This window comes from Corynebacterium sp. CMW7794, assembly GCF_001563605.1.
In the GTDB taxonomy this organism is placed as follows: domain Bacteria; phylum Actinomycetota; class Actinomycetes; order Mycobacteriales; family Mycobacteriaceae; genus Corynebacterium; species Corynebacterium phoceense.
Genome location: NZ_KQ961780.1, coordinates 1 through 19,073, shown reverse-complemented (window position 1 = coordinate 19,073; position 19,073 = coordinate 1). Strand labels below are relative to the sequence as shown.

Here is a 19,073-nt window from a genome sequence, read left to right as displayed (position 1 = left end):
CGGTGATAAACGGTGGTGCGCATGAATAACGAACAGCAGGTTCTCGACAACGTAGACAAGCTCGAGGTTATGCTGCGCAGCGAGGATGAACTCGACCCCGGTCAGGCACAGGAGCTCAAGACCTTGGCCACGGGTCTGCCCATTCGGGATGTCATCGCTATTGTGGAGCGTTGCAATGCGGTGCGCGCGGCGCTGGTACTGCGCCTGCTGCCGCGGCGCAAAGCCATCGAGGTATTCGACGCCATGGACTTCGCCCAGCAGGCGGACGTTATCGATGAGTTGGGCAACGCCGAGGTCTTCGAGTACTTCGATGCACTTGAGCCCGAGGACCGCGTGGCGCTGCTCGATGAGCTGCCCGTGGAAATTGCGGACCGCCTGTTGCGCTCGCTTAATAAACCGGACCGTGACATTACGGGCGTGGTGTTGGGCTATGAGAAGGGCTCAGTGGGCCGCCGCATGTCGCCGGAGGTGCCCACGCTGCATCCGGAGATGACTGCGGCTGCAGCGCTGGCGCAACTTAAAGAGACCGCGCAGGACTTGGAGACGATCTACACGCTGCCCATCGTGGAGGCGGACCGCCGGCTGGTGGGCGTGGTGAGTTTCCGTGAAGTATTCCAGGCGCCGGATACAACCCCGCTAGGTGAGCTCATGCGGGAGGCAGTGTTTGCGACGGCCACGGATGATGCGGAGGAGGTCGCGCGTTGGTTCCTGCCGCTGGACTTCCTGGCGCTGCCCATCGTGGATGCCTCGGGGCGCCTGGTGGGACTGCTCGCCTGGGATGACGCTATGGATATCCAGGAAGAAGCAGATAACGAGGACACCGCGCGTGCGGGTGGTACGAATCCACTGCATCAACCGTATCTGTCTACGCCGCTCATGAAGCTGGTGAAGTCGCGCATTGTCTGGCTGCTGGTGTTGGCGGTCTCCGCGCTGCTCACCGTGCAGGTGCTGGCCATGTTTGAGGAAGCACTTGCAGCCGCGGTGGTGCTGTCCTTGTTTATTCCGCTGCTCACCGGCACCGGCGGCAATACGGGCAATCAGGCTGCCACCACGGTGACGCGAGCTCTCGCGATGGGCGATGTGCGCGACCGTGACTTGTGGGGCGTGTTGTGGCGCGAGTTGCGTATTGGCATGGTGCTTGGCGCCGTGCTGGGCACTGTGGGCTTTATCCTTGCGACCCTGGTCTATGACGTGAAGATCGGCACGGTCATCGGAACCACGCTGTTCTTGGTGTGCACGATGTCTGCCTCCGTGGGCGGACTCATGCCGCTGGTCGCGAAGAAGGTGGGAGCGGACCCAGCAGTCTTCTCCAACCCGTTTATCTCGACTTTCTGCGACGCGACCGGCCTTATTATTTACTTCCTCATTGCCAAGTCCGTGTTGGGAATCTAACGCCAGGGAGCTAGAAGACCTCGATACGTCCACCCATGGACTCGGCCTGACGCAGCTGGGAGACCCAGCCGTGGGAGCCGGGGGACAGGCGCAGGACGGGGCGGGAAGAAATCTTCACGGGGGAGACGGACTCCTTGCGGGCGCCGGTGCGCGCTTCGAGGCGGGTGCGGGCGGCATAGCCAGCCTCCGCGAGGTCCGCGATGGTGGGGTTGTCCGAGGCCAGCGCGTCGCGCGCGGCGGTGACGTAGTTCAGGAACTCGTCGAGCGCCTTGACCACGGCCGCGGAGTTGGTCTCACACATCTGCTGCACGAGCTCCGGTCGGGTGCCCGCCACGCGGGTGGCGTCCTTGAAGGAGCCGGCAGCCAGCGACTGGGAGAGGATTCCGCCGTGGTCGCCGACGACGGCGAGGGACTCGGCGATGACGTGCGGCAAGTGGCTCACGCGCGCGACGGCTTCGTCATGCGGGGCGACCCGCACCGGCATGGCCTCGGCCTTGGCCATGGCGGCGAGGCGCACGACGTCGGCGAAGAGGTCGATCCAGGACTGAGGCAGCTTCTCCACCTCCAGGGCGTAGTCATAGGTCACGGCCCACGCCGCACCGGCGAAGAGACCGCGCTGCGAGTTATCCCAGCCGGACTGGGAGGTGCCGGCCATGGGGTGGCCGCCCACGTAACGGGACTCGAGGCCGCGTTCCTTGACCAGATCGTAGACCTGGGTCTTCACGGACACGACGTCCGTGATGCCGCACGTAGGGGCGTGCTCCACGATGGCGTCGAGGACGGAGGCGACGGCCTCGAAAGGCACGGCGAGGACGATGAGTGCGCCTTCTTTCTCTGCGCGGGCGAGAACGCCGGGCAGGTCATTGGTGACGTCAAAGCCCTGCTTAGCGGCGCGGCGGGCGCCGGAGGTGGAGTGGTTATAGCCGAATACGGCATGTTCGCGTGCGGTCAGATCGCGCAGCAGCGAGCCGCCGATGAGGCCGAGGCCAATAATGCAGACAGGGCGGGAGACGGTATAAGGATTCACATGACAATCATGGCACAACCCGACTAACCTGACGAGGTATGAGTCAGGATGAATTGCTCTCCTTCGCCGTGACGGTCGCGCGCAGCGAGGGTGCCTGGGTTGTCCGTTCCTTCGCGGATGATTTTGAAGACCCCCAGACGTCCATCGCCGCAGTGCGTGCGCTGCGCAGCGAGGGCGCAGCGTTTGCGCTGCTGTGCGTCGACGATGACTACTTCGTCATCGTCCGCCCGGTTCCGGGCGATGTGCGCATGTTGCTTTCCGATGCCACCATGGCCGTCGATGATGATTTCGCGGCAGGTTTCCTGGAGTTGCGCGACCTTGAGATCCCCGATATTGCCCCGGAAGACCTCGATGACGCGGCCCCCTTCGGCGACGGCGACTTCGACATCCTGGCCGACCTCGGCATGGACGAGTATCAAATCGAGGCCATCATCGACAATGACGAGGACTATCCCTCGGACATGCTGCTGCGCATCGCGGGCGAGCTGGGCTTCGGCGACGAGCTGGAAGATGCCCTCGATCTCTAGCACCCCCGCCGCGCCCGACCAGCCCGAGCGCGTCCTGCCCCGCGAATCCGGTCTCGCCCGCGCCGAGGAACGCATGCGCCGTGCCCTCGCGGTCGCGCGCACTACTCCCGCCGGTGACGTGCCCGTCGGCGCGGTTATCTACGGCCCCGACGGCCGCGAGCTTGCCACCGGCGTTAACCGCCGCGAGCAGCGCCAGGACCCCACCGCCCACGCGGAGGTCGAAGCCATCCGCGCTGCCACGGCTGGCGCTGCGGCGAAAAGCAATGATGGATGGCGGCTCACCGATTGCGAGCTCGTCGTCACCCTCGAGCCCTGCGCCATGTGCGCTGGCGCCCTCGTCGGTGCGCGCGTCGGCTCCATTGTCTTCGGCGCGTGGGAACCACGCACCGGCGCCTGCGGCTCCCTCCTCGAGGTTCCTCGCGCCCCGGGTGCCCTACACGTCCCACAGGTCCGCGGCGGCGTCCTCGAGGACGAATGCGCCGAGCTGCTGCGCGGCTTCTTCGGCGACCTGCGCTCAATCGTTACGTCGCTGTAACCCACACAGCTGTGTCACGCCGTTAGGGTGGGGATATGAGCGATTTTGAGAACAAGAAAGACGAAGTACTCGGTTCTGCCAAGGAGAAGTTTGGTCAGGCCACGGATAATGAATCCCTCGAGAACGAGGGTAAGGCGGACCAGGCCAAGGCAGGCGTCAAGCAGAAGTTTGAGGACGCCAAGGATGCCGTAAAGGAAAAGGTCGATGACTCCATCGCCGCTGTGAAGGACGCTACGGAAGACTAAACCGCAACCACACCGCAGTGACGGACGCGCCCGCGGGGCTAGTGATTTTGTTCGGGCCCTAGGTCTGCTTTAAGCTGTTTCGCGGTGGCGTGTCCGAGCGGCCGAAGGTGCTCGCCTCGAAAGCGAGTGTTGGGTAATCCCCAACCGCGGGTTCAAATCCCGCCGCCACCGCACTGAGCCCCAACCTGTTTATGCAGGTTGGGGCTTTATCTTTTGTGTCGGCTACACTTGGGTGAGTTTTCAACCGAGAGAGGACGACATGGCTAAGTTCCTGTACCGCGTGGGACGCTGGTCTTTCCTGAACAAGTGGAAGGTCATTATCGCGTGGCTCATCCTGGTCGCTGCTGCGGCCGGCGCGATGGCCACACTCATGAAGCCGATGACGAGCGAGTATTCCATTTCGAATACCCCGGCCATCGACGCCACCCACCGCGCGTCTGAACTCTTCCCCGAAGCGGGCAACCTCGCCAACGCGCCGAGCGTCAACCTTGTGTTCCAGGCGCCCGAGGGCGAGAAGCTTTCGGATCCGGAAAATATGGCTGCGATCCAAGACGTCGTCGACTACATCAAGGACAACCTCGGCGTCGAGGGCCAGCGCTTCGGCAACCCGCTTGAGGTCTCGCCACAACTTCAGCAGAGCGTTATTGACCAGTTCACGTCCATGGGCCTGCCCGAGGAGACCGCGCGCGCGGACGCGGATAACCTCGCGATGGTCAACGAGGACGAGACCATCGCGTACACGACCTTCGACTTCGACGCGGACTCCGCGAACTCCGTGAAGCAGGAGGATAAGGACGTCGTTACCGCCGCGATGGAACTCGGCCGCGAGCAGGGGCTCACCGTCGAGGGCGGCGGCGCTGGCTTCGGCGACGCCATCGCCGTCGAAGAAATGTCCGAGATCATCGGTCTCGCCGTCGCGTTCATCGTTCTGGTCTTCACCTTCGGCTCGCTCGTCGCTGCGGGCATGCCGCTCATCACCGCCGTCGTGGGCGTGGGCCTGGGCGCTATGGGCGTCATGATTGCCACCCACTGGGTCACCCTCAACTCCATTACCCCGGTCCTCGCCCTCATGATCGGCCTGGCCGTGGGCGTGGACTACTCGCTGTTTATTATCTCCCGCTACCGGCAGGAGCGCGCCCGCATGGAGCCTGCCGATGCCGCCGGTATGGCCGTCGGCACTGCCGGCTCCTCCGTGGTCTTCGCTGGCGCCACAGTGTTCACTGCGCTCTTCGCGCTGCTCGTTGCCAACATCGGCTTCCTCACCGCCATGGGCCTGTCGGCTGCGGGCACCGTGGCCGTCGCGGTGCTCGTCTCGCTCACGCTTGTCCCGGCGCTACTCGGCCTGTTCGGGAAGAAGGCCTTCGCCGGCCGCATCCCGGGCATCGCCGGTAACCCCACGCGTCGCGGCAGGGTCCGCCACGGCGAGACCATGGGCAGCCGTTGGGTGCGCTTCGTCCAGCGCATGCCGGGCCTCGTCATGGCCGTCGCGGTCCTCGGCCTCGGCGCGCTCACCACGCCGGTGCTCCACATGCAGCTCGCGCTGCCCACCGACACGACCTCGGACCCAGACACGACGCAGCGCAAGGCGGCCGACCTTATGGCCGAAGGCTTCGGCCCCGGCATCAACGGCCCCTTCCTCGTCATCGTTAACGGTCAGGACGCCAACCCGGATTCCGCGGCGCTCGCCCCGTACATGGCGGCGCAGGCCGAAGGCACGGATCAGGACAAGGCGACGCTGAGCTCCTTCCTCTACACCGCCTCGCAGCTCAACCAGGTGGGCGGCGTGAAGCACGCGCAGCTCGTGGGCCTCAACGGCGAAGGCACCGCCGCGCAGGTCATGGTCACGCCCGAGACCTCGCCGTCTGACGCGCGTACCGAAGGCACGGCCCAGGCCCTGCGCACCGCCACCGAGGAAATCGCGGACTCCACTGGCGCCGACATCGGCATGACCGGCCTTACCGCCGTCCAGCTCGACATCACCGAGCGCCTCCAAGCCGCCATGCTGCCGTACCTGACCATCGTCGTCGGCCTCGCCATTCTCCTGCTGCTCGTGGTCTTCCGTTCGCTACTCGTTCCGCTCGTCGCCGGCCTGGGCTTCCTGCTCTCCGTCGGCGCGGCCTTCGGCGTCACGGTCCTCGTCTGGCAGGACGGGCTCACCGGCCTCGTCCCTGCGCCGGGCCCGCTCATCTCGTTTATGCCGATCTTCCTCATCGGCGTGACCTTCGGCTTGGCGATGGACTATCAGGTCTTCATCGTCACCCGCATGCGCGAGCACTTCATCCGCAATCCCCGCGGCTCGCAGGCCTTCCACGGGAAATACAACGCCGTTGAGGAATCGACCATCGTGGGCTTCGCCCAGGGCGCCCGCGTCGTCACCGCCGCTGCCATCATCATGATCGCCGTCTTCGTGGCGTTCATTGGCCAGCCGCTGCCGTTCATCAAAATCTTCGGCTTCGCGCTCGCCGCCGGCGTCCTTTTCGACGCGTTCTGCATTCGCATGGCGCTCGTGCCCGCAACGATGTTCCTCACCGGCCGCGCCACGTGGTGGATCCCGCGCTGGCTCGACAAGATCCTGCCCACCCTCGACATCGAGGGCACCAAGCTCGAGGAAGAGTGGGAAGCCCGCCACGCCGCAGAGCCTGTAGACACGAGCCACTAGTGCGAGGTGGTGCATTCAAGGGAAACCTGTCTTAGTATGGACCTTGTATTCCTCCTCGCATTGAGGTCTTCCGTTCAGCGGAAAGGCCGCGAGGGGGTCTTTTGTTTGCTAAGAAGCCCTGGAGCCCAGTGTTGTTGTACCGCGGGCAGCTCCTCGCGCGGGCGACCGGTACGCTGGTTCTCATGACAAAACCACTTCTGGATACCGACTTAAGCTTCGACGTGCACACGCGCCTGCCCGAAGGCACCGGCAAGCACGGCCGCACCGGCGTGATTCATACCCCGCACGGCGATATCCAGACCCCGGCGTTTATCCCGGTGGCGACGAAAGCGACGGTCAAGACGCTGACCCCGGAGCAGATCCGTCAGACGGGCGCGCAGGCCATCCTCTCCAACGCGTATCACCTCTACCTGCAGCCGGGCCACGACATCGTGGACGAGGCAGGTGGCGTCGCGGAGTTCGAGAACTGGCACGGCCCCACGTACACGGACTCGGGCGGATTCCAGGTCATGTCGCTGGGCGTCGGCTTTAAGAAGGTCCTCGCCATGGACGTCGCGAACCTTACTGAGGGCGATATCCGCGCGGCGAAGAAGGAGCGCATGGCGCAGGTCGACGAGGACGGCGTGGACTTCAAGTCCATCATTGACGGCTCGAAGCACCGCTTCACGCCGGAGGTCTCCATGCAGATTCAGCACTCCCTGGGCGCGGACATCATGTTTGCCTTTGATGAGCTCACCACGCTCGTCGACACTCGTCAGTACCAGGAGGAATCCGTCGCGCGCACGCACCGCTGGGCCAAACGCTGCCTCGACGAGCATGACCGACTCACCAACGCGCGCGCCGGAAAGCCCCGCCAGTCCCTGTGGGGCGTGGTCCAGGGCGCGCAGTACGAGGACCTTCGCCGCCAGGCCACCCGTGGCCTCGTGCAGCTTTCCGATGCCGCCGTCGCCGCCGGCATGCGCGGATTCGGCGGGTTCGGCATCGGCGGAGCGTTGGAGAAGGAAAACCTGGGCACCATCGTGGGCTGGGTCTGCGACGAGCTGCCGGAGGACAAGCCGCGCCACCTGCTCGGCATCTCTGAGCCGGACGATCTTTTCACCGCCATCGAGGCCGGCGCCGATACCTTCGACTGTGTTGCGCCCACGCGCTTGGGCCGCCGCGGCGGCGTGTACACGCTCGACGGCCGCCTCAACCTCATGGGCGCCAAGTTTAAGCGCGACTTTAAGGGAATCGACGAGGAGTTCGGCGGCTACGTCTCGGAGAACTACTCGCGCGCATACATCCACCACTTGCTTAAGGCTCACGAGTTCCTCGCGGGCACGCTGTGCACCATGCACAACCTGGAGTTCATGATTCGCCTCGTCGACAATATCCGGGCCTCCATCGACGGCGGCTACTACGAGGCCTTCCGCGACGAGTTCATGGGCCGTTACTACGCGAAAAAGTAGTAAAGCCCCTGGCGGGAAGCCAGGAGCAAGGGACGCGGGAGATTAGGCGGCACGGTCAAGCGGCACGTAATCCTCGCGCTTCTTCACCCACTTGATGACCTGCGTCGTGATGGGCAGCATGACCACCTCGCAGGCGGTCTTCCACAGGAAGCCCACGATGACGTAGTTGAGGAACCCGCCAACGGTAGCGACACCGATGACGGGCGCGGCGATGGCGCAGAAGATGACCGTGTCGCCCAGCTCGCCCACGACGGTGGACGCGATAAGGCGGCTAATGAGGCCCTTCTCGCCGGAGCGGGCCTTCATGCGCACGAGCGTGAACGAGTTGAGCAGCTGGCCCACGACGTAGCCGGCAAGCGAGGCGCCGAGGATCTGCGGCATGAGTCCGAGCGTGGCGGCGAAGGCCTCCTGGCCCTCATAGAAATCTGCGGCCGGCAGCCAGATCGCGATGTAGAAGGCGATGGCTGCGAGGATCGCCATCGCGAAGCCGATGGCCACGGCGCGCCGGGTGGACTTGAAGCCGTAGCACTCGGAGAGCACGTCGCCCACGATGTAGGCGAGCGGGAAGAGGAAGAACGCGCCGTCCGTGATGAGCGGGCCGAGCTGTACGCCCTTCGTGGCGTTGATATTCGAGATGAGGAACGTGACGACGAAGAGCGTGACCAGCCACGGATACAGCGTGGACTGTACCGGGATGAATCGGATGCTCTCGCCACGTGAATCCGTGGTTGCGGTTGCCGATTGAGTTGTCATGAGCATCAACTATGCCGCATGCGCGCGGTCTGCGCGAAACGCGCGCGATAGACTGGGCAGCTATGACACCAGCCGGACGTTATGCCCCTAGCCCCAGCGGCGACCTGCACTTTGGCAACCTGCGCACCGCGCTCATCGCGTGGCTCGCGGCGCGGGGCTCGGGGCGGCGCTTCGTGCTGCGCGTCGAGGACGTGGACACGCAGCGCTCTTCGGCGGACTCCGCGCAGCGCCAGCTCGAGGATCTCGCGACGCTGGGCTTGGACTGGGATGAGGTGCTCTACCAGCACGATCGGGACGCGGCCTACGAGGCGGCGCTCGAGACGCTGCCGTACTACGAGTGCTACTGTTCGCGCAAGGATATCCAGGAGGCCTCCCGCGCGCCGCATGCCATCCCGGGCCAGTACCCAGGGACATGCCGTGAGCTTTCGCGTGCCGCCCGTGCCTCCAAGCGCGCCGAGCTCGCCGCCCAAGGCCGGGTCCCGGCGCTGCGCCTGCGCGCGGAGGTCTCCGAGTTCACCGTGCACGACGCGCTGCACGGCGACTACACCGGCGAGGTGGATGACTTCATCCTGCGGCGCGGGGGCCAGGCGCCGGACTGGGCGTACAACCTGGCCGTCGTTGTCGATGACGGATTCCAGGGCGTGGACCAGGTTGTGCGCGGCGACGACCTACTTACTTCGGCGCCGCGGCAGGCGTACCTCGCGACGCTCCTGGGATTACACGTGCCCGAGTACATCCACGTGCCGCTCGTGCTCAACGCGGAGGGCAAGCGCCTGGCTAAGCGCGACGGGGCAGTGACGCTGCGCGAGCTGCTCGAGACCCGCAGCGTGGGCGACGTCGTGGAAGCGATGGCCGCAGGCCTGGGCTACGAGGGCGTGCGCTCCGCAGATGAGTTCCTCGAGGTCTTCGAACTCGGGCGGTTGGGCACGGAACCCAGCGTTTTCGAAGGATAATCTCGACCGCATGACAGTAGGGCGGCCTACACTGGTTTGAGTTGTTTCTTGAACTTGAAAACTGGGGAGTGCCGCGTGGAAGTCCTGTTGATCTTGGTCGCCTTGATGCTGCTGACGGTGGTTGTCGCCGCTGTCGGCGACAAGATCGGACTGCCCTGGCCGGTGCTGCTCACCATCCTCGCGACCGTCGCCGCGCTTGTGCCGAGCATACCCACCGATCTGGAGATCCCCGCCGAGCTCATCCTGCCCATCTTCCTGCCGCCGCTGCTGTGGTCGCTCGCGCGCCGCACGTCCTGGGGTGTCATCCGCGAGCAGTGGATGACCATCGCGTTGCTGTCCGTCGCGCTTGTGGTCGTCACCACCTTCACGGTGGGCTTTACCGCATACGCGCTGCTGCCGGGAATTGGCATCGCCGGCGCCATCCTCATCGGCGCGGCCATCGCCCCGCCTGACCCCGTGGCCGTCGACGCCGTCGCCGAGCCCGTCGGCATCCCGCGTCGTATTATCTCCGCCCTGCAGACCGAGGGCCTGTTCAACGACGCCGCGTCCATCGTCGCCTTCCACCTCGCGCTCGCCGCGGTCACGGCGCAGGGCGAGCTTTCTTTCGCAGAGGGCCTGGGGAACTTTGCCTACTCGGCGGTGGTGGCGACGGCGCTGGGATGGGGCATCGGCAGGCTCGCAGCCTGGTTTATTCGCGGCGTCCACGACTCGACAACCCGCAACGCACTGACCTGGGTTATTCCTTTCGCGACCTATATCGCAGCGGAGGAACTCGGCGCCTCCGGCGTCATCGCCGTGGTCATCGCGGCCATCGAGCTGCACTCGCGCGCGCCGATTCATGCGGAGGACCGCCTCTCCGGCCAGGGCTTCTGGGAGACGGTGGAGATGCTCTTTACCGGCGTCGCCTTCGGCCTCATCGGCCTGTCAGCCAATAACGCCATCAGCGCGGTGGGTGCGGATATCCTCCATTCCATCCTCGTGGGCGTCATCCTCTCCCTCGTGGCGTTTGCCGTGCGCGGGGTGTGGATGTACCTGTTTTACCTCATTAATCGCCGCTCGGGCCGCCCGCACCTGGCACCCCTGCGCCTCCAGGAGGTCCTGCTCATGACGTGGTCCGGCATGCGCGGACTCGTCACCCTGGCGCTGGTCCTCTCCGTGCCCTCCGGCGCATTCCCGTTCCACCACGAGCTCGCCGTCATCGCGCTCACCGTCCTCCTCGTGACCATGGTGATTCCCGGCCTGCTCCTGCCGTGGCTCATGCGCCAGCTGGATCTCACGACCACGGCCGAGGCCGCACACGACAAGATGCGCACCGCGATTACCGAGCGCGCCCGCAAGGCCGCCCTCTCCGCCTTGCGCCGCCACTACGCGGACGCCGACCCCGAGATCGCCGCCACCATCGACGACTGGTTCACCGACCGCCTGGGCGATGAGCTCGACGACGAGCAGAACCCCGACACCCGAGCCTGGAAGATCGAGAAGGCCCGCGAGAAGGCCACCGAGGCCCAACGCGTCGCCTACACCGCTGCCCAACAGGCCCTCGTGCGTATGCGCGGCGAGCGCGGCCTCAACCCACACATCGTGGACGAGGTCTTGGTCGAGGTCGACCGTATGGTTCTCGTGGCGGAGCACCGCTAGGCTGGCTTTCATGGATGCGCCTTCCGATGCCGCCGCTGCCGCCTTCGAGTACGCCGGGGCCGACGCCGCGATGGACTACCTTTACGACTTCTTTGACGCGGACCTCGCCGATCGCGTGCGCGCGGACCGCGCGCTCGTGCCCGAGGGCATGGAAGACCTGCTTGCCGCGCACTCGCTGGAAGACTACGTGTGGCTGTGGCTTAAGGACACCGGCCCCAATAGCTTCTGGCAGTTCCTCCTCGACGGCGCCGCGGACGAGGACTATCAGATTGAGGATGCCCGCTGGGCGCTGGGCATGAGGCTGAAAGAATGGGCGATGGATTCGCCGCCGCACATCGCGTGGTTCAAGGAAGACGGTTCTGAGCTCCCCGTGATCGCCTAGCCGCCGGGCTGGCGCTTATCCGACACGCAGATCATGGATGTTGAAAAGCGCACCATGGGCGCAAGCATGAGCACCGGCACGTACGTCGAGCCCGACTGTACCTTCGACGTCACCCTCCACCGCTCCAATCCCAACACCACGCGTGTCTGGGCTGAGGGCGCACCCGTGTACGGCGACGACGGGCGGATTGTGGGCATCATTGTCGGCCCGGCTGATAATGGCGGGGATAGTGCGGTGACGCCGTTGGGTCGGTTGGGATAGCCCGGTCCTGTTTCCTTCCTGAAACAGGACCGGACTTTCCGCGTTTTCCGTAGCCTCGGAACCATGATTATCTTCCTCGACGTCGATGGAACCTTGGTCAACTACTCCAACGAAATTCCCCCGTCGGCCGCGGCGGCCGTGCGTGCCGCCCGTGCGAATGGGCACGCCGTGCTGCTCAACACGGGTCGCTCACGCGCGGAGATTCCGCAGTTCCTGTGGGACTTGGGCGTGGACGGCCTCGTGGGCGCGAATGGTGGCTACGTGGAGCTCAACGGGACGGAAATCTACCGGCATTCACTCAGCGCGCAGCAGACCGCAGAAATTGTGGATTGGCTCACCGCGCGTGGCTGCGAGTTCTACCTCGAGTGCAACGCGGGGCTCTTTGCCAGCCCGGGCTTCGAGGAGGCCGCACAGGGGCCCATGGCCGCGTATCAGGCAGCCAAAGGGCGTGAGCCGGTGCCCGTCACCGTTGCCTTCCACGGCATGGTCTTCGGCGAGCAGCTCGCGCGTCTTCAGGCGCGCGACGACGTCAATAAGATCAGCTACATCCTGGGCAGCTACGCGGACTTCGAGGAGACCGCGCAGCGCTTCCCTGAGCTGGAGAATCACACGTGGGGCGGCGCCGGCGCCACCGCTCTTTTTGGCGACCTCGCGCCGGCGGGCGTGAGCAAGCAATCTGCCGTCGCCGCCGTGCTGGACCATCTGCATGCTCAGCCTTCCGATGCCGCCGCCTTCGGCGACGCCGCCATCGACCTCACCATGTTCGCCGCGTGCGGCACCTCCGTCGCCATGGGCAACGCCCCAGCAGACGTCCAGGCTGCCGCCACGATGGTCACCGACGACGTCGACGAGGATGGCTTGGCTCACGCCTTCGAGAAGCTCGGGCTGGTTTAAGATCCAAAAATCCCGACTCTAAAAGAGCCGGGATTTCCTTTGGCGGAGGATAGGGGATTTGAACCCCTGAGGGATGTGACTCCCGCACGCGTTCCAGGCGTGTGACATAGGCCGCTAGTCGAATCCTCCGCTGAGAAACATTATCAGGCCGTAGCAATCACGCAAAATCGCCAGCTCAGGCGAAGCTTTGGGGAGGGGAGGCTGCGGTGGGGTGGAGGGGGCATCGGAAGGCTGGGGCAACCTAGTTTGGAACGGACGCGGGGCAGCGGTTAAAGTAGGCAGCAGGATTCCGCGTGGCGTTTATCCTCTGAACTCCCCCAGGGCAGGAATGCAGCAAGGGTCAGGAGGCTCTGGCGGGTGCGCGGGGTCCGTTAATCGTTTTTCGGGGCGGGGAGTCGGCTACACTGTGTGCGGCATAGCAATTTGTTCATCACGTTAGGGAAGGCCACCATGTCGCTGCTATCACTCGATGCTGATCAGCTCAAGGAACTCGCTGAGCGCATCCGCAAGGACTACGCGGAGCTCAAGGCCAAGGGCCTGCAGCTCAACCTCACGCGCGGCAAGCCCTCCAAGGCACAGTCGGACCTGGCTAATGACCTGCTGTCCCTGCCGGGTGAGGACAACTACACCGACGCGGCGGGCAACGACCTGCGCAACTACGGCAACCTCGACGGCATCCGCGAGGTTCGCGAGCTGTGGGGCAAGCTGCTGGGCATCCCGGCGGAGAACCTCGTCGCGGCGGATAGCTCCTCGCTCAACATCATGTTCGACCTCATCTCGTTCGCGCACACGTGGGGCACGAACGACTCCGAGCGCCCGTGGGGCCAGGAGGACAAGGTTAAGTGGATTTGCCCGGTGCCGGGCTACGACCGCCACTTCGCGATCACCGAGAAGTTCGGCTACGAGCTCATCACCGTGCCTATGCTTGAGGACGGCCCGGACATGGGCGCTATCCGCGAGCTCGTCCAGGACCCACAGGTTAAGGGCATGTGGACGGTGCCGATGTTCTCCAATCCGACGGGCGTGACCATCTCGGAAGAGATCGCTCGCGAGCTCGCTTCTCTGGAGACCGCCGCCCCGGACTTCCGCGTCGTGTGGGACAACGCGTACGCGGTCCACACGCTCACCGAGGATTTCCCGCAGATTCTGCCCATCCTCGACTACGCGCGCGAGGCTGGCAACCCGAACCGTTTCTGGGTGATGTCCTCGACGTCGAAGATCACCTTCGCCGGCGCGGGCGTCGCGTTCTTCGCGTCCTCGCTGGAGAACCTCGAGTGGTACCGCTCGTTTGCGGGCATCCGCGGCATTGGCCCGAACAAGATTAACCAGCTCGCGCACTACGAGTTCTTCGGCTCGGCTGAGGGCGTGCGTTCGGTCATGCGCCGTCACGCAGCGCTCCTCGCGCCTAAGTTCGACGCGGTCCTGCGCATCCTCTCCGAGCGTCTCGGCGAGTACGAGGTCGCGCGCTGGACCGAGCCGAAGGGCGGCTACTTCATCTCGCTGGACGTCATCGACGGCACGGCGACGCGCGTGTGGGAGCTCGCCAAGGATGCCGGCATCGTGCTCACCAAGGCCGGCTCCGCGTACCCGCACGGCGAGGACCCCAACGACCGCAACATCCGCTTGGCGCCGTCCCTGCCGCCGCTGGCCGAGGTCGAGACGGCCATGGATGGCGTGGCCACCTGCGTCCTGCTCGCGGCGCTGGAGAAGCTCGGGGCGTAAATGAACGCCGCGGAGACCCAAGCCTGGTTGGCTAATATCATTCCGGCGCAGTTGCGCTTTGAGAATGACTTGGCCTACGCGTCGCTGGACAATGACGAGAACCTCGTCGCCACGACCCGCTTCGCGGAGGTCTCCACGGGGCTTTCCGCGGAGGGCATGGACGTGCGCGCGGAGATTCTCACCGTCGCCCGCGCCCCCTTGTCCTCCCTCGCCGCTCTTATCACGGAAGCCACTGAGCTTCTCGATGCCGCCCGCGTCATCCCCGCCCAGCCGGGCACCCTCCTGCCCAAGCTGGGCCCGGGTCGCCACGGCGTCCTCGTTGCTCCTTGGCTCTGGGGCGGGCCCACGCCACAGGTCAAGCTGGATGGCCGCTGGACGCTCATGCTTCAGCTCGTGGCGCTCACGGATTCCGAGTACGCCTATGCCGTCGAGGAAGGCGTGCCAGCGCTCCAGGACGCCGTCGCTGAGTCTGAGATCGACCTCCTCGACTGGTCGCGTTTCGAGTCTTAACCCCGCGTCTTTCCTGGCGCCTTTCTGGTCGCCGCCCGGCTTTGCCCGCGCGCGCTAGACGGTAGACTGTGCAATCGTGGCTCTTTACCGGAAATATCGTCCAGCAACCTTCGCCGAGGTGGTAGGCCAAGAGCAGGTCACCCGGCCCTTGTCCACCGCGCTCGACGCGGGGCGTATTAATCACGCCTACCTGTTTTCCGGCCCGCGCGGCTGTGGCAAGACCTCCTCCGCGCGCATCATGGCCCGCTCGCTCAACTGCGAGCAAGGCCCCACCTCGACGCCCTGCGGCGTGTGCGATTCCTGCGTCTCGCTCGCCCCCGGCGGCCCCGGCAATCTGGACGTCACGGAGCTCGACGCCGCTTCGCATAACGGCGTGGACGACATGCGCGATCTGCGCGACCGCGCCTACTTCGCGCCTGCCGAGTCGCGCTACCGCATCTTCATCATCGACGAGGCCCACATGATTTCGAATGCGGGCTTCAACGCGCTGCTCAAGGTCGTCGAGGAGCCGCCGGAGCACGTCATCTTCATCTTCGCCACCACCGAGCTGGAGAAGATGCTGCCCACCATCCGTTCGCGCACGCACAACTACCCGTTCCGCCTGCTCACCCCGTCCGCGATGAAGGGCCTGCTCCAGCGCACTGTCGCCGCTGAGGGTGTCACGGTCGAAGATTCCGTCTACCCCATGGTCATCTCCGCGGGCGGCGGTTCCCCGCGCGATACCCTGTCCATCCTCGACCAGCTCCTCGCCGGTGCTGGCCCCGATGGCCTCACCTACGATCTCGCGCGCCCGCTCCTCGGCATCACGGACATTTCGGTCATCGACGACGCCGTCGCCGCCCTCGCCGCCGGTGACAAGGCCGCGTTCTTCCAGCTTATCGATGCCGTCGTCGAAAGCGGCGAGGAACCCCGCCGCTTCGCTACCGACCTGCTCGACCGCCTCCGCGACTTGCTTGTGCTCCAAGCCGTGCCCGATGCCGTCGCCGCCGGCCTCGTCGCCGTGCCCGAGGATCGCGCCGAGGCCATGACCAACGAGGCCGCCGCCTTCTCCAACGCGCAGCTGGCCCACCTCGCCTCCGCGCTCAACGAGGAGCTGCCCAAGCTCCGTGGCGCCAGCTCCCCGCGCCTGCTCCTGGAAATCATGGGCGCGCGCTTGCTGTCCGCCCCGGCCCCCGCCGCTGCCCCCGGCCCGGCCCTCGGCCCTTCCGGCGCCACGGCTGGCGTTCCCGCGGCATCCGCCGCCGCCTCGGCCGCTGGCCCCGGCGCCCCCGCGGCCTCCGTGCCGTCTGCCACCGCCGGCGCGCAGACCGGCGCCCAGGCCGGTGCCGCGCTCCTCGCCGCTCGCCGCGCCGCCTCGGCCGCGGCCGCCACTCCGCCGGCCCAGCCCGCGCCCCAACAGCCTGCCCAACAACAGCCCGCGCAGCGACAGGAACAACAGCAACCCACGCAGCCGCAACAGCCCGCCCCGCGCCAGGAGCAGCAGCCAGAGCAATCCCAGCAGCCTACGCAGCAGCGACAGGAGCAGCCTCAGCCAGCTCAGCTTGCCGCGCCGCAGCCGGAGCAGCCCGAGCAGACCCAGCCCGCGGCCGAGACTCCGCAGCAGCAGACCGCCCCGGGCCCCGAGCTTCTCGAGCAGATTCGCGCCTCGTGGGCCGAGCTGCGTGCCGCGATTGGCCAGCGCAACAAGGTCGCCGAGATCATGCTCACCGAGGCGCGTGTCCTCGGCCTGCGCGATGACACGCTCATCCTTGGCCACACGACCGGGGCGCTTGCGCACCGCATCAACGATGAGGCGAAGAACAAAGACATCGCCGCCGTCCTCGCGGAGAAGACGGGCACGACGCTGAAGGTCGAGTGCATCGTCGGCACCTCGCCCGAGGCCGCCGGCCTCCCGCCGCTCGCGCAGCCGCGCCAGGCGTGGAACCCCAATCAGCCCGCCCGTGAGACGGACGACAAGGAGGCAGAGAGTCCTAACGAGCCCCAGCCTTCCGATGCCCCCTCCACCCCCGCGCCGACGTCGGCATCGGGCTGGGGCGCCCCACGCCCCATCGGCGAGGAAGCTGAGTCGGCTGAGCCGGCCCAGGAGTCTGCGCCCCAGGAGTCGGCTGAGTCATCCCCGCAGCCGACCGCCCGTGAGGGCTGGGGCTCGCCGCGACCGATCGGCGAGGAAGCACAGCCTGCCCAGCAGGAGACGCACCATCACCTGCCGCCGCGTCCCGACCCGACGCCGCACCTGCGCCGTGAGGAGGCCGCCGAGGCACATCCTCAGCAGCCACTGCCGTCATCAGCGCCCGCGTCGCAGCAACAGCCGCAGGACGACAAGCCCGATTGGCGCAGTCGCATCGCGCAGGCCGCGGAGTCCAAGCGCCAGGCCTACGAGGAGTGGAACAAGCACACGCCGTCGTTTAGCGACGGCGTGCCGCTGCCGCCGGACCCGGGCCCGGAGGAAGACTTCGCACCGCCGGAGTTCCTGCCGCCAGACCCCGAGGCCGGCCAGGCGCCTCCGCGTCCCGACATGCAGCAGCTGCAGCAGTCGGCGCCGCAGAACGCCGCCCCGGCGCAGCAGCAGGCCCAGCCAGCTCAACCGGCCCAGACTTCCCAGCCTGCACAGAACACGCAGCCTGCTCGGCCTGCCCCACAGCAGCCGCAGCGCATGCCGCAACGACCGGCTGCAACGCAGCCGGAGTCCGCGGCGAGCGCGGCGCAGGCGCGCATGGCGGCGGCGAGGGCTCAGGCGACTGGAGGCGTGGGGGCATCGGCAAGCGAGGCAGCGCCTGGGGCGCCGGTGGACCGCGACGAGGAAGAACGCATGATGGCCGAAGAAGCCCGTACCGCGGGCCAGCATGACCACCGCACCGCGATGGAAGTCGCCGTCGAGTTGCTCGAGCAAGAGCTCGGCGCGCGGCGGGCCTGACGGGTACACTGGTTCGAAGTAAAATTCACCCTACGAAAGGCACTACGATGACCACCCCGGATCCGCAGCAGCAGGGCTTCGACATGCAGGAACTCATTAACCAGGCGTCCCGCGTGCAGGCCGAGCTGGCGAAGGCGCAGGAGGAGATCCTGGCCACCAACGTCACCGGTACCGCCGGCAACGGCCTCGTCTCCATCACCATGACTGGCGGCGCGGAGCTCGTCGACCTGCAGATTGACAAGTCCATCGTGGACCCAGAGGACGTCGACACGCTCAAGGACCTCATCATCGGTGCTTACAAGGAAGCACACGCGGCAGCCGGTAGGCTGGCACAGGAGAAGATTGGCCCGCTGTCGCAGGGCATGGGCCAGTCGCAGCAGAACTATGACGGTCCGAACTTCGGTGACGTCTTCGGCCAGCAGTAAACTTGGCCCCTGAAAGCCGCGGTTCTGCCGCGGCTTTTGTGCGTTTTATATAAGGAGTTTGCGTGTTCGAAGGACCGCTGCAGGACCTCATCGATGAGTTTTCGCGTCTGCCGGGAGTGGGGCCGAAGTCGGCGCAGCGTATCGCGTTCCACGTGCTGCACATGGAACCGGAGGACATCACGCGTTTGCAGGACGCGCTGGGGGCGGTGCGCGACGGTGTGACGTTCTGCCGTATTTGCTGCAATATCTCGCGCGAGGACGTGTGCCGGATTTGTATCAACTCGCAGCGTGACGCGTCGACGATTTGCGTGGTGGAGGAACCCAAGGACATCCAGGTCATCGAGCGCACGGGTGAGTACAACGGGCGTTATCACGTGCTGGGCGGGGCGCTTGACCCGCTGGCGAATATCGGGCCGAAGAACTTGAACATCGCGCAGCTGCTCCAGCGAATTGGCGGGGTGCTCGAGGACCGCGAGCTCGCGGATTCCACGCCGGAGCACCCGCTTTACGATGCCGCCCCCGACATCAAGGAGGTCATCCTCGCCACCGATCCCAATACGGAGGGCGAGGCGACGGCGTCCTACCTCGTGCGGTTGCTGCGGGACTTCCCGGATTTGAAGATCACGCGACTAGCGTCGGGTATGCCGTTGGGCGGGGACTTGGAGTTTGTGGATGAGTTGACGTTGTCGCGTGCGCTGTCGGGGCGTCTGGCTGTGCGTTAGTTTTGGGGGCCTGTCCGCGTGCGCGCGACAGAGTACCGGATTCCTGGGTGGGGTGCCAGGATCCCG

General features: G+C 66.0%; 18 protein-coding genes, 2 tRNA genes and 1 other RNA gene. 18 read left to right on the top strand and 3 right to left on the bottom strand.

Annotated features, from left to right (window positions below; translation table 11 throughout):
* The first annotated feature begins 21 nt into the window (after positions 1-21).
* Positions 22-1,392 carry a magnesium transporter gene (gene mgtE / locus HMPREF3227_RS11265; RefSeq protein WP_066485989.1) on the top strand — a complete coding sequence of 457 codons (1,371 nt, stop codon included), beginning with the start codon at positions 22-24 and terminating at the stop codon, positions 1,390-1,392.
* 10 nt (positions 1,393-1,402) lie between these two features.
* Here mgtE and HMPREF3227_RS11260 read toward each other — a convergent pair whose 3' ends face one another.
* Entirely contained in the window at positions 1,403-2,419 is a 1,017-nt protein-coding gene (locus HMPREF3227_RS11260) for a prephenate dehydrogenase (RefSeq protein WP_066513124.1), read from the bottom strand.
* A 38-nt stretch (positions 2,420-2,457) separates the two neighbouring features.
* Here HMPREF3227_RS11260 and HMPREF3227_RS11255 point away from each other — a divergent pair, with 38 nt between their 5' ends.
* The 6 genes from HMPREF3227_RS11255 (at position 2,458) to tgt (ending at position 7,833) form a co-directional block, all read left to right on the top strand.
* Positions 2,458-2,946 (top strand): tRNA adenosine deaminase-associated protein, encoded by a 489-nt coding sequence (locus tag HMPREF3227_RS11255; RefSeq protein WP_066513121.1) that lies wholly within the window; start codon positions 2,458-2,460, stop codon positions 2,944-2,946.
* A 73-nt stretch (positions 2,947-3,019) separates the two neighbouring features.
* Positions 3,020-3,481 (top strand): nucleoside deaminase, encoded by a 462-nt coding sequence (locus HMPREF3227_RS11250; RefSeq protein ID WP_066486076.1) that lies wholly within the window; start codon positions 3,020-3,022, stop codon positions 3,479-3,481.
* Positions 3,482-3,516: 35 nt separating this feature from the next.
* A complete protein-coding gene (locus tag HMPREF3227_RS11245; protein WP_066486004.1) occupies positions 3,517-3,726 on the top strand; it encodes a CsbD family protein in 210 nt (69 codons plus the stop codon).
* Between the two features lie 83 nt (positions 3,727-3,809).
* A tRNA-Ser gene (locus HMPREF3227_RS11240) sits at positions 3,810-3,897 on the top strand.
* Positions 3,898-3,985: 88 nt separating this feature from the next.
* On the top strand, positions 3,986-6,385 hold the full coding sequence (locus HMPREF3227_RS11235) for an MMPL family transporter (RefSeq protein ID WP_066513115.1): 2,400 nt from the start codon (positions 3,986-3,988) through the stop codon (positions 6,383-6,385).
* A gap of 182 nt (positions 6,386-6,567) precedes the next feature.
* Entirely contained in the window at positions 6,568-7,833 is a 1,266-nt protein-coding gene (gene tgt / locus HMPREF3227_RS11230) for a tRNA guanosine(34) transglycosylase Tgt (RefSeq protein WP_066486088.1), read from the top strand.
* 42 nt (positions 7,834-7,875) lie between these two features.
* Here tgt and HMPREF3227_RS11225 read toward each other — a convergent pair whose 3' ends face one another.
* Positions 7,876-8,586, bottom strand: a complete 711-nt coding sequence (locus HMPREF3227_RS11225) for a queuosine precursor transporter (RefSeq protein ID WP_066486096.1) — start codon at positions 8,584-8,586, stop codon at positions 7,876-7,878.
* Between the two features lie 62 nt (positions 8,587-8,648).
* Here HMPREF3227_RS11225 and gluQRS point away from each other — a divergent pair, with 62 nt between their 5' ends.
* From gluQRS to HMPREF3227_RS11200, 5 genes are all read left to right on the top strand, one after another.
* Positions 8,649-9,539 carry a tRNA glutamyl-Q(34) synthetase GluQRS gene (gene gluQRS, locus HMPREF3227_RS11220; protein ID WP_066513111.1) on the top strand — a complete coding sequence of 297 codons (891 nt, stop codon included), beginning with the start codon at positions 8,649-8,651 and terminating at the stop codon, positions 9,537-9,539.
* 75 nt (positions 9,540-9,614) lie between these two features.
* Positions 9,615-11,177, top strand: a complete 1,563-nt coding sequence (locus HMPREF3227_RS11215; protein WP_066486016.1) for a cation:proton antiporter — start codon at positions 9,615-9,617, stop codon at positions 11,175-11,177.
* Positions 11,178-11,187: 10 nt separating this feature from the next.
* On the top strand, positions 11,188-11,559 hold the full coding sequence (locus HMPREF3227_RS11210) for a hypothetical protein (protein WP_066486018.1): 372 nt from the start codon (positions 11,188-11,190) through the stop codon (positions 11,557-11,559).
* Positions 11,560-11,592: 33 nt separating this feature from the next.
* A complete protein-coding gene (locus tag HMPREF3227_RS11205; protein WP_141681470.1) occupies positions 11,593-11,820 on the top strand; it encodes a hypothetical protein in 228 nt (75 codons plus the stop codon).
* Positions 11,821-11,883: 63 nt separating this feature from the next.
* A complete protein-coding gene (locus HMPREF3227_RS11200; protein ID WP_066486023.1) occupies positions 11,884-12,714 on the top strand; it encodes a Cof-type HAD-IIB family hydrolase in 831 nt (276 codons plus the stop codon).
* A gap of 40 nt (positions 12,715-12,754) precedes the next feature.
* Here HMPREF3227_RS11200 and HMPREF3227_RS11195 read toward each other — a convergent pair.
* Positions 12,755-12,843: transfer RNA gene (locus HMPREF3227_RS11195), tRNA-Ser, on the bottom strand.
* Positions 12,844-12,995: 152 nt separating this feature from the next.
* On the opposite strand from HMPREF3227_RS11195, the gene ffs reads away from it, so the two are divergent.
* The 6 genes from ffs to recR all read left to right on the top strand — a co-directional run bounded on the left by ffs (position 12,996) and on the right by recR (position 19,007).
* Positions 12,996-13,090, top strand: an RNA gene (gene ffs / locus HMPREF3227_RS11190) — signal recognition particle sRNA small type.
* A gap of 74 nt (positions 13,091-13,164) precedes the next feature.
* Positions 13,165-14,436 (top strand): aspartate aminotransferase type Ic, encoded by a 1,272-nt coding sequence (locus HMPREF3227_RS11185; RefSeq protein WP_066486026.1) that lies wholly within the window; start codon positions 13,165-13,167, stop codon positions 14,434-14,436.
* The gene (locus tag HMPREF3227_RS11180) at positions 14,437-14,946 is read left to right on the top strand and encodes a suppressor of fused domain protein (RefSeq protein ID WP_068801402.1); all 510 of its coding nucleotides are present in this window, start codon (positions 14,437-14,439) and stop codon (positions 14,944-14,946) included.
* Between the two features lie 76 nt (positions 14,947-15,022).
* Positions 15,023-17,860: a DNA polymerase III subunit gamma and tau gene (locus tag HMPREF3227_RS11175; RefSeq protein ID WP_066513109.1), complete on the top strand. Its 2,838-nt coding sequence runs from the start codon at positions 15,023-15,025 to the stop codon at positions 17,858-17,860.
* 47 nt (positions 17,861-17,907) lie between these two features.
* Complete coding sequence (locus tag HMPREF3227_RS11170) at positions 17,908-18,285, top strand: YbaB/EbfC family nucleoid-associated protein (protein ID WP_066486030.1); 378 nt, start codon at positions 17,908-17,910, stop codon at positions 18,283-18,285.
* Between the two features lie 62 nt (positions 18,286-18,347).
* The gene (gene recR / locus HMPREF3227_RS11165) at positions 18,348-19,007 is read left to right on the top strand and encodes a recombination mediator RecR (protein WP_066513107.1); all 660 of its coding nucleotides are present in this window, start codon (positions 18,348-18,350) and stop codon (positions 19,005-19,007) included.
* Positions 19,008-19,073: the final 66 nt, after the last annotated feature.

Excerpts from the sequence above, each read along its gene's own strand:
- HMPREF3227_RS11200 (WP_066486023.1), top strand. The coding sequence starts at position 11,884 with ATGATTATCTTCCTCGACGTCGATGGAACCTTGGTCAACTACTCCAAC.
- HMPREF3227_RS11185 (WP_066486026.1), top strand. The coding sequence starts at position 13,165 with ATGTCGCTGCTATCACTCGATGCTGATCAGCTCAAGGAACTCGCTGAG.
- HMPREF3227_RS11235 (WP_066513115.1), top strand. The coding sequence starts at position 3,986 with ATGGCTAAGTTCCTGTACCGCGTGGGACGCTGGTCTTTCCTGAACAAG.
- HMPREF3227_RS11250 (WP_066486076.1), top strand. The coding sequence starts at position 3,020 with ATGCGCCGTGCCCTCGCGGTCGCGCGCACTACTCCCGCCGGTGACGTG.
- HMPREF3227_RS11245 (WP_066486004.1), top strand. The coding sequence starts at position 3,517 with ATGAGCGATTTTGAGAACAAGAAAGACGAAGTACTCGGTTCTGCCAAG.
- tgt (WP_066486088.1), top strand. The coding sequence starts at position 6,568 with ATGACAAAACCACTTCTGGATACCGACTTAAGCTTCGACGTGCACACG.
- HMPREF3227_RS11170 (WP_066486030.1), top strand. The coding sequence starts at position 17,908 with ATGACCACCCCGGATCCGCAGCAGCAGGGCTTCGACATGCAGGAACTC.
- HMPREF3227_RS11210 (WP_066486018.1), top strand. The coding sequence starts at position 11,188 with ATGGATGCGCCTTCCGATGCCGCCGCTGCCGCCTTCGAGTACGCCGGG.
- HMPREF3227_RS11255 (WP_066513121.1), top strand. The coding sequence starts at position 2,458 with ATGAGTCAGGATGAATTGCTCTCCTTCGCCGTGACGGTCGCGCGCAGC.
- mgtE (WP_066485989.1), top strand. The coding sequence starts at position 22 with ATGAATAACGAACAGCAGGTTCTCGACAACGTAGACAAGCTCGAGGTT.
- gluQRS (WP_066513111.1), top strand. The coding sequence starts at position 8,649 with ATGACACCAGCCGGACGTTATGCCCCTAGCCCCAGCGGCGACCTGCAC.
- HMPREF3227_RS11225 (WP_066486096.1), bottom strand. The coding sequence starts at position 8,586 with ATGACAACTCAATCGGCAACCGCAACCACGGATTCACGTGGCGAGAGC.
- HMPREF3227_RS11180 (WP_068801402.1), top strand. The coding sequence starts at position 14,437 with ATGAACGCCGCGGAGACCCAAGCCTGGTTGGCTAATATCATTCCGGCG.
- HMPREF3227_RS11205 (WP_141681470.1), top strand. The coding sequence starts at position 11,593 with ATGGATGTTGAAAAGCGCACCATGGGCGCAAGCATGAGCACCGGCACG.